This window comes from Lutibacter litoralis (genome assembly GCF_014646675.1).
Classification (GTDB): domain Bacteria; phylum Bacteroidota; class Bacteroidia; order Flavobacteriales; family Flavobacteriaceae; genus Lutibacter; species Lutibacter litoralis.
This window is the reverse complement of record NZ_BMNS01000006.1, coordinates 315617-329774: the sequence shown is the minus strand read 5'-3', so window position 1 is coordinate 329774 and position 14158 is coordinate 315617. Positions and strand designations below refer to the sequence as shown.

The 14158-nt window shown below is 30.2% G+C and carries 15 protein-coding genes; 2 read left to right on the top strand and 13 right to left on the bottom strand.

Annotated elements, in window-relative coordinates; all coding sequences use genetic code 11:
• Window positions 1-59 precede the first annotated feature (59 nt).
• The gene (locus tag IEW75_RS11550; RefSeq protein ID WP_134246585.1) at window positions 60-452 is read left to right on the top strand and encodes an HU family DNA-binding protein; all 393 of its coding nucleotides are present in this window, start codon (window positions 60-62) and stop codon (window positions 450-452) included.
• Between the two features lies 1 nt (window position 453).
• Here IEW75_RS11550 and IEW75_RS11545 read toward each other — a convergent pair whose 3' ends face one another.
• From IEW75_RS11545 to IEW75_RS11495, 11 genes are all read right to left on the bottom strand, one after another.
• Entirely contained in the window at window positions 454-1371 is a 918-nt protein-coding gene (locus IEW75_RS11545) for a glycosyltransferase family 2 protein (protein ID WP_134246584.1), read from the bottom strand.
• Window positions 1364-2023 (bottom strand): class I SAM-dependent methyltransferase, encoded by a 660-nt coding sequence (locus IEW75_RS11540; RefSeq protein WP_134246583.1) that lies wholly within the window; start codon window positions 2021-2023, stop codon window positions 1364-1366. The genes IEW75_RS11545 and IEW75_RS11540 overlap by 8 nt, the downstream gene beginning before the upstream one ends.
• Window positions 2024-2025: 2 nt before the next feature.
• Window positions 2026-3303 (bottom strand): ABC transporter ATP-binding protein, encoded by a 1278-nt coding sequence (locus tag IEW75_RS11535; RefSeq protein ID WP_134246582.1) that lies wholly within the window; start codon window positions 3301-3303, stop codon window positions 2026-2028.
• Window positions 3304-3522: 219 nt separating this feature from the next.
• Window positions 3523-3870: a four helix bundle protein gene (locus tag IEW75_RS11530; RefSeq protein WP_134246581.1), complete on the bottom strand. Its 348-nt coding sequence runs from the start codon at window positions 3868-3870 to the stop codon at window positions 3523-3525.
• A 148-nt stretch (window positions 3871-4018) separates the two neighbouring features.
• Window positions 4019-4888, bottom strand: coding sequence for an ABC transporter permease (locus IEW75_RS11525; RefSeq protein ID WP_134246580.1), 870 nt, complete (start codon window positions 4886-4888; stop codon window positions 4019-4021).
• Window positions 4889-5380: 492 nt separating this feature from the next.
• Window positions 5381-5980: a bifunctional phosphoribosyl-AMP cyclohydrolase/phosphoribosyl-ATP diphosphatase HisIE gene (hisIE, locus tag IEW75_RS11520; RefSeq protein ID WP_134246579.1), complete on the bottom strand. Its 600-nt coding sequence runs from the start codon at window positions 5978-5980 to the stop codon at window positions 5381-5383.
• 244 nt (window positions 5981-6224) lie between these two features.
• Window positions 6225-6515 (bottom strand): GIY-YIG nuclease family protein, encoded by a 291-nt coding sequence (locus tag IEW75_RS11515; protein WP_308423331.1) that lies wholly within the window; start codon window positions 6513-6515, stop codon window positions 6225-6227.
• Window positions 6516-6710: 195 nt separating this feature from the next.
• Window positions 6711-7271: an L-threonylcarbamoyladenylate synthase gene (locus IEW75_RS11510; RefSeq protein ID WP_134246577.1), complete on the bottom strand. Its 561-nt coding sequence runs from the start codon at window positions 7269-7271 to the stop codon at window positions 6711-6713.
• A gap of 13 nt (window positions 7272-7284) precedes the next feature.
• Window positions 7285-8187 carry an ATP-grasp fold amidoligase family protein gene (locus IEW75_RS11505; protein ID WP_134246576.1) on the bottom strand — a complete coding sequence of 301 codons (903 nt, stop codon included), beginning with the start codon at window positions 8185-8187 and terminating at the stop codon, window positions 7285-7287.
• Window positions 8188-8292: 105 nt separating this feature from the next.
• Entirely contained in the window at window positions 8293-9330 is a 1038-nt protein-coding gene (locus tag IEW75_RS11500; RefSeq protein WP_134246575.1) for a UDP-N-acetylglucosamine 2-epimerase, read from the bottom strand.
• 301 nt (window positions 9331-9631) lie between these two features.
• The gene (locus IEW75_RS11495; protein WP_134246574.1) at window positions 9632-10447 is read right to left on the bottom strand and encodes a 2,3,4,5-tetrahydropyridine-2,6-dicarboxylate N-succinyltransferase; all 816 of its coding nucleotides are present in this window, start codon (window positions 10445-10447) and stop codon (window positions 9632-9634) included.
• A gap of 95 nt (window positions 10448-10542) precedes the next feature.
• Here IEW75_RS11495 and ruvX point away from each other — a divergent pair, with 95 nt between their 5' ends.
• Window positions 10543-10953, top strand: a complete 411-nt coding sequence (gene ruvX / locus IEW75_RS11490; protein WP_134247183.1) for a Holliday junction resolvase RuvX — start codon at window positions 10543-10545, stop codon at window positions 10951-10953.
• 42 nt (window positions 10954-10995) lie between these two features.
• On the opposite strand, the gene IEW75_RS11485 is transcribed toward ruvX, so the two are convergent.
• Window positions 10996-11703 (bottom strand): VIT1/CCC1 transporter family protein, encoded by a 708-nt coding sequence (locus tag IEW75_RS11485; protein ID WP_134246573.1) that lies wholly within the window; start codon window positions 11701-11703, stop codon window positions 10996-10998.
• Window positions 11704-11812: 109 nt separating this feature from the next.
• Window positions 11813-14155, bottom strand: a complete 2343-nt coding sequence (locus IEW75_RS11480; protein WP_134246572.1) for an ATP-binding protein — start codon at window positions 14153-14155, stop codon at window positions 11813-11815.
• Window positions 14156-14158: the final 3 nt, after the last annotated feature.

Below are 14158 nucleotides of genomic sequence, written 5' to 3'. Positions count from 1 at the left end.
CCTTTTTGTTTTACTCATAATTCAAATATATTAATTTATGAGCTGTTTTAACTGTAACTATAAATGTAGGTATTCCAATACACTTTAAAACAATTACAAAAACAAACGTTTTGCAACCTAAGAAACCTCGTAAGTATTATGCCCAATCTGTAACAACCGGTGAGGCACATTTTAAAACATTACTACAAGAAACAGCCAAAGCTTGTAAAATGTCACAAGTTGATGCGAACCGCTTGTATTATAATTTAGAAGCCATCATTCAACAAGAACTGGAAGCTGGAAAAGTGGTTCGGTTAGGTGGTATTGGTAGTTTTCAAATTGGAATTAGCTCAAATGGATATGATACTCCCAAGGAAGTAACCTCAAACCAAATTACAAAAGCAAAAATTAATTACCGACCAGGTAAACCCTTTAAAGAAATGTTGAAAGCATTAAATTTTAAAAAAGTATAGCTTAGAAATTTAAATAATGGTTTCCTTTAGTTTTATTTATAGTTCTACTTTTCAAAATTTCTGGTACAATTCTTTTTATTAATTGAAACTCTTTAAAATAAAAAGTTGCTTTATTAAACTGAAATTTAATTACTAATTTTAGAATCAACCTTAATTTTTTTTTCTGCTGATTATTTAATTCATTATTTATATCAAAATTAATATCTGCCCATTTACCCTTTAAAGATAGCTCTTTACGCATTAATTTATCTTTTACAGAAATTAAATTATTATTTTTCCTAAACTCTCTATCATGAAGCATGTACATTTTTGGGACTACTCCAATTTTATAACCATGGTATAAAACACGCTGACAATAATTATCATCTTCTCCATAATGAAAAAATATAGGGTCAAAACCCCCAACCTTAACTAATGTTTCTTTTGGTAATAACCAACCAGCGGCATTCACAAAAGGCACTTCATAAATTAATTTTGTAAAATTGTATTGTAAAGCATCAAATAATAATGTATTGTTAGCCTTTATATAATTAGAAAAGTTTTTATCTAAACTTTTGCCACTACCATTTAAATGAATAGGACTTATGATACCATATTCTTTATTTTCTTTATGAATATTAATTAATTTTTCAATTGTATTTGTTTCTAAATAAGCATCTTGATTCAATAAAAAAACATAGTCTGCTCCATTTTTTAAAGCATAAGAAATACCAATATTATTGGCTGCTCCAAAACCTAAATTTTCTTTTTGTTGAATTAATATAATTGAAGGATAATTTTCTTGGATAAATTGAACTGTAGCATCCGTTGAATTATTATCTACAACTATTATATTATAAGTTTCACAACTTTTTAAACATTTAGGAAGCCAAGACATTGCGTTGTAAGTTGCGATTATTATGTGAGAATTTTTAAACATGTTCACAAACTATTATATGCTGAAAAGTGACTAAATCTTTATCAATTAACCTCAACAACTTATACTTCCAATCGAATTTAGAGCCAATTGCATCACGCGACCTATAGTTTCTTTCATATCTAATAATCTTCAACTCTGAATCTTCAATTAATTTGTATGCATCTTTTTTAGTAAACCACCTTAAATGCGTTTTATCAAATATTCCTCTCGAGTTTTGAGGGAATGTACCTTTGAAATATACTTGAATAAATAATTCAATATGGGCAATATTAGGCAATGAGATAATTACTTTACCTTTAGGTTTTAATAGTGCCTTAAGTTCATTTAAAACCTTAAGAGGGTAAACTAAATGTTCTAAAATGTCACCAAATAATATATAATCAAATTGAGGAGCATCATCCAAAATGATTTTTCTGAAAATTTCAGAATTTAAATCTCCACGAAATATTTTAGTATATGATTTTTCAGCTATAGAGCTCATTTCATCATCATATTCGATACCATAAACAGTGCTTGCAATTCCCTTATCCAATAAATATTTCCCATTCACTCCACTTGCACAACCTACGTCAAGTATGCTTTCAGCACATCCCTTGACATGTTTTAACAAATCGTTTCTAAGTCCTATGTAGGATTGATTGAATAAACTCATTTTTAATAAATTTCAATTTTAGTATCAAAAAAAATATCACCCCAAGATTTATTCCATTTTATCACATAATTATCTACAACATCTTCATTTAGCACCTCAAAACCTATTACTTCATATGCGTGATCAATAACTTCAAGATTAGAATTTTTAATATCTCCAATTGATATTGAGATATTTAAATAGTAGTTTCCTATAGAAAGGTTATGATTAATAATAGATAAATTTACAACTATCTCATCTTTAGAAATTAGAAACGGTTTTGAGAAAAATGATCCTAATTCCATTTCTTTATCATTACAAATAGTGCCCGTTAAACAAACTTTTCTATCATCTTTTTCATTAACTTTTAAATAAATATCAAAATCCATTTCACTTCTAACAGTTATATTCGTACATTTTGAAACTATTTTAACTAATTCAATTTTTCTTGATGTTATTCTTCTTCTATGAGAATCGTCAATTATTGATATTCCTCTCTTTATGCTTCGTGTGTTAGATAGGTAGTAATTAAGACTATCCTCTGTTTCCCCTTCAAAAACAATACCTCCATGTTCCAAAACAACACATTTAGTACACAAATTCTTCACAGCTGCCATATTATGACTCACAAACAATACCGTTCTCCCTTCTCCTCTGCTAATATCTTGCATTTTACCAATGGCTTTTTTTTGAAATTCGGCATCACCAACTGCTAATACTTCATCTATTACTAAAATATCAGGTTCTAAAAATGCAGCTACCGCAAAAGCTAAACGCACTGTCATTCCACTGGAGTAACGTTTTACAGGAGTATCTATATAACGCTCACAGCCAGAAAACTCAACAATTTCGTCGTATTTTGCATTAATTTCGGCTTTGGTCATTCCTAAAATTGCCCCGTTTAAATAGATGTTTTCTTTTCCTGTCAATTCAGGATGAAAACCAGTACCAACTTCTAATAATGAAGCAATGCGACCTCTAGATTTAATACTACCCGTAGTAGGTCCTGTAACTTTCGAAAGTATTTTTAATAAAGTAGATTTTCCTGCGCCATTTTTACCTATAATACCAAGTGCTTCACCTCTTTTAACTTCAATATTAATATCTTTTAAAGCCCAAACATAGTCTGAAGTTCCTTTAGATGCCCTATCATTGGTATCTCCAATTTTTAAAAACGGATCTTCTTTTCCACGCACCTTATGCCACCAACGGTTTAGGTCGTGGCTTAACGTACCTGTACCTACCGTTCCAAGGCGGTATTGTTTGCTTAGGTTTTCTATTTTTAATATAACTTCGTTCATTGCATTCACTCGTTATTTCGTGAAACGTCTTTTCGTCAGACGTGAGACGGTTGTTCGTAAGACGTATTTTCGTCAGACGTGAGACGGTTGTTCGTAAGACGTATTTTCGTCAGACGTGAGACGGTTCCTCACTTCTCACTTCTCACTTCTAACTTCTGACGTTTGACTTCTCACTTTTCACTTCTAACTTCTAACTTCTAACTTCTGACGTTTGACTTCTCACGTTTTTCTTAAATAATTTCTAAATCCTAATATTAACCTTTTAACATCGTTTATTAATACTTCAATATTATTATTTTTCTCAGTATAATTTAACCTAACTGCAATTAGATATTGAGTTTCTATTTCAGAAAGGGAACCTAAAGCAATATGAAGAAACTGAACAAACTCTTTATCTCCTTTTCTTCCTGCACCTTCTGCAATATTTGAAGGAACTGAAACAGCAGCTCTTCTTATTTGACTAGTTAAACCAAACTTCTCATTTTCTGGAAATGAACTTGAAAATTTATAAATCAATTCAACCAAATCCATACTTTTCTTCCAAACATCTAACTCTTTATGATTCATTTTTTCTTATTTTTTCGTGAGACGTATTTCGTGAGACGACTTCTCACTATTGACGTCTCACTATTGACTTCTGACTTCTCACTTCTCACTATTGACTTCTCACTATTCACTTCTCACTTTCGACGTTCGACGTTTGACTTCTCACATACTATACCGTATCAATAAAACTTTTCTCCGTCTTATTAAAAATCACCAATCCAGCTAAAAAAACAACAAGTGTAAATATAACTGAAAACAAGATTCCCTTACTGTTTAAATCTCCTTCATTTAATAACATATACCTGGATGTTTCTATAATATGTGCCATTGGGTTGTATTCCACTATCCACGAAATATCACCAAGTTTTTCTTTTACTATAGACATTGGATACATTACAGCTGAAACATACATTAGTAATTGTACACCAAAGGTTACCAAAAACGATAAATCTCTATATTTTGTTACCATAGATGAAATTAGCATTCCCAATCCAAGTCCTAATAAGGCCATTACAACCACCAAAAATGGTAAAAATAGTATGGAAATATTCGGACTTATTGCAAATCCCTTTAATATAAAATAGCCATAGAATCCTATTAAAATAAGTAATTGAATTCCAAACTTCAATAAATTAGAAATTACATTAGATAAAGGCATTATAATTCTTGGAAAATATACTTTCCCGAAAATTCCAGCATTTTTTTTAAAAGTATCTGATGTTGAAGTTAAACAAGCCTTAAAATAATTCCAAGAGGTAACTCCTGCTAAATTAAATAAGAAAGGAGGAATTCCGCCTGTTTTAATTCCTGCAATATTATTAAAAATGATGGTAAAAATAATAGAAGTAAACAACGGCTGAATTAAATACCAAAGTGGTCCTAAAATGGTTTGTTTGTATACTGTAATTACATCACGCTTTACAAATAGCATTAATAAATCACGGTATTGCCAAACTTCTTTTAAATTTAAGCTAAGTAACTTATTTTTAGGAGTTATTTCAAATAACCATTCATCTTTATTTGACAGTTTTGTATTCATATATGAAGATAATACTCACTCGTTGTGCATTTTGGTTATTTAAATTAATGCAACGTCAGTTCGAGTGATTTTTGATAAAAAATTGTATCGAGAACTCTTTTGTGTTTCAATAAGACAGCTATTCTCGATACTAATTTTAAGCCTAAAAAGGCTGAAAATTCATTCGAATTGACGAAACTTAATCATAGTATACAACAGATAATACTCTTTTATAAGGGTTTATTTTTTACTAATGGTAAATATACTTTTTTTCAACGGGAAAATAAAAGGAATTGTGTATATCAATGAAATGAACATTTTTTTACAAAAAACAGATTGCCACGATTTTTTATCAAAAATCTCGCAATGACGGTTCAAATAGCAACGTCATTACGAGGAGTGGCACGTCGAAGTAATCTTTTGAATATAGCTTACAATGTTACTTTCGCTCCTAACTAACAGATTGCCACGATTTTTATCAAAATCTCGCAATGACGTTCATAATCCGTACTTCTATGAATGTCTTCCTTCTAATATTTTTACAATATCTTTTAAAGTATAACCTTTAGCCTGAAGTAAAATTAAATAATGAAATAATAAATCTGCACCTTCATTTAAGAATAATTCATCGTTATTATCTTTAGCCTCAATTACTATTTCTACAGCTTCTTCACCTACTTTTTGGGCGATTTTATTGATACCTTTTTTAAATAACGAAGCAACATAGCTCTTTTCAGCATCTGCATTTAACCTTCTTCCAGTTATGACACTTTCAAGCTCCGAAAGAAATCCGAAAGATGGTTCGTTGGTTTCATCCCAACAAGTATCTGATCCTTTATGGCAGGTTGGTCCAACTGGTTTTACCTTAATTAAAAGTGAATCGCTGTCACAATCATTTTTTATAGAAACTAGGTTTAAAAAATTACCACTTTCTTCACCTTTTGTCCACAATCTATTTTTGGTTCTACTAAAAAAAGTTACTTTTCCTGTTGCAACAGTTTTTTCGTATGCTTCTTTATTCATATAACCCAACATTAAAACCTGTCTTGTTACAAAGTCTTGAATTATTGCTGGTACTAAACCATCGCTGTTTTTGTTGAAATCTATTTTCATTTTATATGTTGTTTACTTTCTTGTTTTTGTCATTCCTGCGTAGGCAGGAATCTATTTTTTACATTATATGGATTCCTGTTTTCACAGGAATGACAGTGTAAATCAATTTTGTCATACGTCGTGCTGAACTTGATTCAGCATCTCATCATCTATGACTAATTATGATGAGACCCTGAAATAAATTCAGGGTGACCTTAATTTGTTGTTTAATCTTTTGTCATTCCTGCGTAGGCATGAATCTATACTAGTCTATTAAAATATCGTTATACCAATCATTCGAAAGATCGAGCCATTTTTTATTTTCTTCTTCAATCAATTTAATTTTCCAATCACGCTTCCATTTTTTTAAATTCTTTTCTCTGTTTATTGCTTCATCAATACTTTGAAAAGTTTCGAAATACATTAATTTATGTACTCCATATTTTTGTGTAAATCCTTCTATACCTCCAGTTTTATGTTCATAAACTCTTCGTTGCAAATTGTTCGTTATTCCAATATATAATGTTCCTCGTATTTTACTTGCCAAAATATACACATAATATTGATGTATCGTTTACATTTACAATGATTTTTATAGATTCCTGTTTTCACAGGAATGACAACGTTATTTAATCTTGTCACTGATGTCATTCCTGCGTAGGCAGGAATCTATTTTTAACACTCTATGGATTAGCTAGGCTGAACCTAAAGATTTGTCTGTTTATACAGACACTATTGCTACACCATTAATTTATTCACGAAGTACACTAATATCTCCATTCTCAGCTACTTTTAAAATAGTAGATGATTTCTCGTTTACCGCTTCGCGCTGCAAATTTACACTATAGTCCACGCTGTTCAAAATTGATTCCTCTATTTCTTTAAAACTTTTTGGAGTTTCATTTCCACTAACATTTGCAGAAGTTGAAACTATGGGTTTTCCAAACTGAGCAATTAATTCTTGGCAAAATTTATTTTGAACAATTCTAATTGCTACGGTATTATCTGCAGCAACAACGTTTTTTGCCAAACCTTTTGGCTTGTTATAAATTATAGTTGTTGGCTTTGAAGTTGTAGTCAATAACTTAATAATTTTATTGGAAATAGTAGGTACATAGTGTTGTAACATTTCAACACTGTCTACTAAAATTATTAAACTCTTACTTTCTGCACGTTGTTTAATGTTATAAATTTTTTTTACTGCTGGTTCAGAAGTCGCATCGCAACCAATTCCCCAAACAGTATCAGTTGGATATAATAAAACTTTATCCTGCTGAAGTGTTTCTAGGCTATTTTTAATTTCTTGTAACATTTATAGTATACTCTTAAAAAACTGTAATAATTTTATGCTCTTCTGGAATTTTTGGTAAAGTTAAATAATCACCAATAATACTATTGTATTTATGAGGTGTGAAAATTTCTTTACCATCTCCGGGATAAAAAGTCATTTCTCCAAAAATAGTTTTATGATTAACTGAATAAAAATCTACTCTCACAAAAGGAAGATCATCTGCTAAGATTTTAGCCAACGTTTTCATTTCTTCAAAGTTTGAAGGTTTTGGAACCTCACAATCTATTTGAGTTTTAGTTACGATAGAAAATGGCAATAAATTCCAATCTAAATCGTAAAAACACCTAAAATCTTTAATACCACGTTCAATATCTATTTGTAAAAATTTAGGTTCGCCATTAAAGCAAAAGAATTTGTAATCGTACAAAACCTCTTTCCCTTCCTCTTCTAAAAATTTTTCTGCAATTATTTTAGGTTCAATATTTTTATAAGCCCATTCTAAGCCAACTTTTTTATATTGGCAATGGCTCATCCATTTATTCATGGCTTTTTTTGCAGCTGTAATGTCTAACTTACTTTTATCTTTTACAATTAAATTTAAGCTGCTACCGTGTGCACCTTTTAACACAAAACTATTAGGAAGTTCATCAAAATTTATATCGTCAACATTATAATACACTTTGTATAATTCGTTTAAATACTGATTCCCTATTTTTTTGGAAACATACTCTCTTACCAAAAATTTGTCAGCTAATTGGGTTAAAATTGGTACGTGAAAATGTAATTTAAGCCAGGTAATCTTTTCATTAAATTTTTTAGGATGTTCAAGATTTAGCTTTTCATCTGTATAATATCTATACCTTATTTTAAGCAGTCTTCTGTTAGGAAGGAATTTAAAATTTTTTAAAACTCTATAGGTTATTCTTTTTAATTTCATCTATTGCTTTTTAATGCTTTTTAGAATTCAGATGGAATGTCCAAATTACAATTACAGTTTGTTTATTAATTTAAAATTTGCTTTTTAGGTTGCTATTATAATCAATTAAAATTTAAAATAATTTAATTTTTTACACATTTTATATTTTCTAATAAGGTTTAAAGGCTTGGGTTTTAATTTTTCTAATTCGTTATTATGTATAAAATTTCCCACAGCGTCAATAACTCTCTTGCTAGACTTACCATCAAAATAAGGATGTTCTTCCAATACAAATTTTTCAATCTTTTGCATTAACTCTTCTGGTCTTTTTAAGGCATATTCAATACTGCTTTTTAAGTCATCAGCAGTTGTTATATTGATAAAACAATCATTAGGAAGGTTATTATTAAATGTAATTACTGGTTTTTTTTGAATAATAAATTCGGTAATTATTGACGATGTATCTGTAAACATTACATCGGCTTGTTTTAAAGGTTCTAAATCTTCTAAATACGGAAGATAGGTGACATTCCTATAGCTATTTAATTGTTGAAATTTATGTACAATTGTTATATCCATTTTTGGATGTAAGTTTACAATCCAATTCCAATCTTCATTTTCAATAAGTTTTACTAATTCATCAAAAACTTCAGAATTATGTGCTAAGCTCAGTCTTTCTGTAAAAGTTGAAGCAATAAAAATAGTAGGTTTAGATACTGCTACATTTTTAGTTACGTGAAACAACACATCTACTTTAGACCAGCCAGTTTCAACAACTTTAAAATGTTTGTGCTTTTTTTCTAATGCTTTAAAATATGTTGTTGTAGAAGGTCCTTGCGTACAATATAAATCGAAAAAACCTCTAATTCTAAAATGTCCTTTATCTTTTGAACGTTTATTAACACTGAATCCGTGAAATAATTGCACTTTAATTCCTGGGAAAAAGTGGGGCACCTCATTACTGGCAACTAAAACAGCATTTGGTTTAAAATCTAATACTTCTTTTACTGTTTTAAGTAGTTTTTCAGAAGATTTTAATTTTTTCTTACTAGCTTCATTTTCAATATACCAAGCTACTTGATACCCCCGTTTTAGAATTTCAGCTTGTAATGGTCGTACTATTGGAAAACCGTATTCAAAAGATATATAGATTAAAAACTTCATAAATTTATTGTAACAATGGTTGCAAAAATAGTATTTTCAAGTTACTTAACTAATTTGAAGTTTAAATATTGGATATTTTACATAAAAAAAGCTGTTTTAATTATTGAAAATTAAAACAGCTAATAAAGATGTGATTCATCCTTTGTCGGAATGACAAAAATGGTTGATTTGTCATTTCGAACGGCAGAGAGAAATCTTATAATTTCAGCAATTATATAGTTACGTCACCAACAACTGGATTCAAGGTTACATTTATGCTAAGATGCTGAAATAAATTCAGCATAACGCGATTAAAAAGTATTTAAACAGCAACATCATTTTCACGAAGTGCATCGTTTAAAGAGGTCTTTTTATTAGTACTTTCTTTACGTTTTCCAATAATCATAGCGCAAGGAACATTAAATTCTCCTGCAGGGAATTGTTTTTTATAACTTCCAGGAATTACCACAGAACGCGACGGAACTCTACCTTTCATTTCAATTGGTTCAGGCCCTGTAACATCTATAATTTTTGTACTCATTGTTAATACAACACCAGCACCTAAAACGGCTTCTTTTTCCACACGAACTCCTTCAACTACAATACAACGCGAACCTACAAAAACATCATCTTCAATAATTACGGGTGCAGCTTGTAAAGGTTCTAAAACACCACCAATACCAACACCTCCGCTTAAATGCACATTTTTTCCAATTTGTGCACAACTTCCAACAGTTGCCCAAGTATCTACCATAGTTCCTTCATCTACATAAGCACCAATATTAATATAACTAGGCATTAAAATTGTACCTGCAGAAATATATGAACCGTGACGCGCAACTGCATGTGGCACAACACGAACACCTTTTTCTTTATAACCTGTTTTTAATGGAATTTTATCGTGGTATTCAAAACAACCCACTTCTATAGTTTCCATTTTCTGAATTGGAAAATATAAGACAACCGCTTTTTTTACCCATTCGTTTACTTGCCATCCACCTTCAATTGGTTCAGCAACTCTTAAAGTTCCAGCGTCTAATAAAGCAACCACCTCTCTTATGGTGTTTTGTGTTGCTTCTTCTTTTAACAATGCTCTATTTTCCCAAGCATTTTCTATAATTTCTTTAATTTTATCCATTCCTTTAGTTTTGTTAAAACGCAAATATAAAATTAAAATAACAATCTATTTCAAAATGACTAAATTTGCACAACTTTAAAAATTCTGTTATTATTTTGGGACGTGTTTTGGCTTTTGATTTTGGTGAAAAAAGAACTGGTATTGCAGTAACGGATGAACTTCAAATTATTGCTTCTGGACTTACAACTGTTGACACCAAAAAAATATTTTCATTTTTAACTGAGTATTTAAAAAAGGAAACTGTTGAATTATTTATTGTTGGTGAGCCCAAACAAATGAACAACACTGCCAGCGAAAGTGAACAATTTATTCAACCTTTTTTAAAAAAACTAAGCACCACATTTCCTAAAATTCCAATTAAAAGAATTGATGAACGTTTTACATCTAAAATGGCTTTTCAAAGTATGATTGATAGTGGTTTAAAGAAAAAACAACGTCAGAATAAAGCCTTGGTGGACGAAATAAGTGCTACGCTAATTTTACAATCTTATCTTTACAATAAGTAATTGATAATTTTTTTACAACTACTCTTTTTTAAACACGCTTAGTTATATAGTATTTACATTAAATAAATATCCAACAAGTGCCGTTAATCCCATAGCAACAGTTCCCCAAAATGTAATTCTGATTATTGCTTTACCTATACTTGAACCTCCAGTTCTTGCTGATATAACACCTAAAATAATAAGAAAAATAATAGCAAAACCATACAGGTAATATTCCATGTATTTTAAAGGAAGAAACAGCGCAACTAAAAGTGGAAGAATTCCTCCAACGGTAAACGCAGCACCTGAAGCAAAAGCAGCTTGGATTGGTTTAGCCTGACTTATTTCATTAATACCCAATTCATCTCTAATATGAGCTCCCAGTACGTCATGTTCTGTTAATTCTTTTGCAACTGTTAATGCCGTTTCTTTTTTTAAACCCCTTTTTTCATAAATCTCAGCCAATCGTTGTAATTCAATTTCAGGGGTTTCTATTAATTCTTGCTTTTCACGTTCAATATCGGCATTTTCAACATCTGTTTGCGAACTCACAGAAACATACTCTCCAGCTGCCATTGACAGCGCCCCTGCAACCAACCCTGCAACAGTTGCAATTACAATTGGCTCCCTTAGATTACTGGCTGCAGCAACACCTATGGCAAGACTGGCTGTTGATAAAATTCCGTCATTTGCACCAAGAACTGCAGCACGAAGCCAATTACTTCGGTGTATAAAATGATTGTCTAAATAATTATCTATGTTCTTTTCCATTAATTTTGTTTCTCTTACTTATGATGCTTAAATGGAGTTTTTATTAAAAAAAATATTATAGATTCATAATAATTTTTGGTGTTCAGAAACTTTTAAGATTTTTTATTTCTTAAATTAGTTCAGATATTTTTTCCTTTAAAATACTTACATCTATCGGTTTTTTAATATAGCTATTACAGCCAACTTCAATCACTTTTTCTTTGTCTCCGATCAAAGCATAAGCTGTTTGCGCAATAATATTTACTTTAGGGTTAAACTTTCGTATTTCTTTAGTAGCCTCAAAACCATTCATTTCGGGCATCTGAATATCCATCAATATCAAATCAATATTAGGATGCTTACGACAAGCTTGTACTGCTTCAACACCATTTCTTGCAACAATAATTTCCTTAGCGAATTCTTCAAGGCTAATTGAAAGAATCATTTCTGAAGTTTCATCATCATCCACAATTAATATTTTTAACTTTTTAGTTAAACTTATTTCAGCAGGAGCTAAAACTTCTATTTTTTTTATTTTATCTGAGATTATTTCAGTTTGGTACGGAAGCGTAAAATAAAAAGTACTTCCTTTTCCTTTTTCTGATGTTACCCATAAATCTCCCCCTAAAATTTCTACATATGCTTTGGTTATTGACAAGCCTAATCCGGCTCCCTGTTTTGCATTTTTATTAGAAATATCAGCCTGAATAAAACGTTCAAATATAGCTTTTTGTCTATCTTTAGGAATCCCAATACCTGAATCCTTTATATAAAACTGTAAAAAATTATCCTTTTTAAAGTAACCTAACTCAATAAAACCCTTTTCTGTATATTTAATAGCGTTTTTCATTAAATTTGTTAGTATTGCAAATACTTTCTCGCGGTCTGTATAAATTATAGCCTCATTGAAAGATATTCCATTTTTTAATAAAAATTGCAGGTTTTTGCTTTCAATTTCAGGTTTAAAGAAATTATAAATAAATTCTACCTGTTCATTAAAATTAGTTTCCTCTAAATGTACACCTATGAGTCCGGATTCTATTTTAGAAATACTTACAATATCATTGATAATATTTAACATACGTTCCCCGCTTTTTTCAATAACATCAATATATTTTTGTTGGTTTTCACCGCTAAGATCTTGTGTTTTTAACAATTGAGCAAAACCTAATATACCATTCATTGGTGTTCGAATTTCGTGACTCATATTGGCTAAAAAGGCTGATTTTAAACGGTCGCTTTCTTCGGCATGTTCTTTTGCTAATTTTAAGTCCGAAATTAAATTTTGGCGCTCACTAATATTTCGTATAATTCCTAAATTCCCAATCCATTTGTTATTACTATCAAATAATTTAGTTCCAAATGTTTCTCCTGGAAAAACATCATTATTTTTATCTTTATAAAGAGTAACATATAAATTATCTGAGCTTTTTGCATTTTTATCAAAAAGGGCTGTACCCGTATCTGCATATTTTAATGAATCTGCATACAGTAATTTTGTAGATTTTCCCATTAGTTCTTTTGGTTTAAATCCGAATGTGGTTTCCATACCCTTATTTGCCAAAATTATTTCTCTTTTTGTATTCGTTATTACAACACCATCGGTGATGGTATTGAACATGGTTTCAAACAATTTTTTTTGATTATGAACCTCTAACGATGCTCGTTTATAATCGGTAACATCTTTTGCTACAGTTATTACAAGCTTTCTTCCATCACTAAATGTACCAAATGGAGCTGAGTTAAAATCCCAAACTAATTTAGTACCTTTTGAAGTTAGCACTTCAAACTCCCCTTCTTCAGCCTTTTTATCTAGATCATACAATTTATAAATACTTATCTCTCTTTGTTCACTTTCATTTCCAAACGCCTTTTTTGTCCAATCAGAGATAGTAGGAATATCTTTATGGGAATACCCTGTTAATTTCTCCCAATTTTCATTTATTATTAACACTTCCCCATCATTGGCATGAATCATTGTTGGAAATGGCAATGCCATAATTGCTCTACTTAGTTTCTCTTCATTTTCTTCAGCCTGTTCTTTAGCTTCAAGCAACTTTTTATTTTTATGAATTAAACGACTGTTTTGTAAATCAACTAAATCATTTAATTCCTTCTTTTGACTTATTTCAGCTACTAACCATTTTCTAATAAGAATTGTTACTATAATATAGGTAGTAATTAAATTAAACATTTTAGGAACAAAAACAATTTCCGGTTGGTTCAAAAAATTAAAAATTGACCTCGGTAAAAGTCCTGAAAAAGAGGTGTACCATAAACCAAAATAAGTACTTTCAAAAAAAGATCTAAAGGCATCTATTGCCAAAATAATTAAAAGCAACCTTAATAAGCTATCTTTAGTTTTAACTGATTTTACTTTTAGCATGTAAAAACCAAAAATTAATGCCCAAGTGATTATTAATAACCAATAAATAACGGGTGTTGCATATTTGAAAAATGAAGACAGATCCATAAG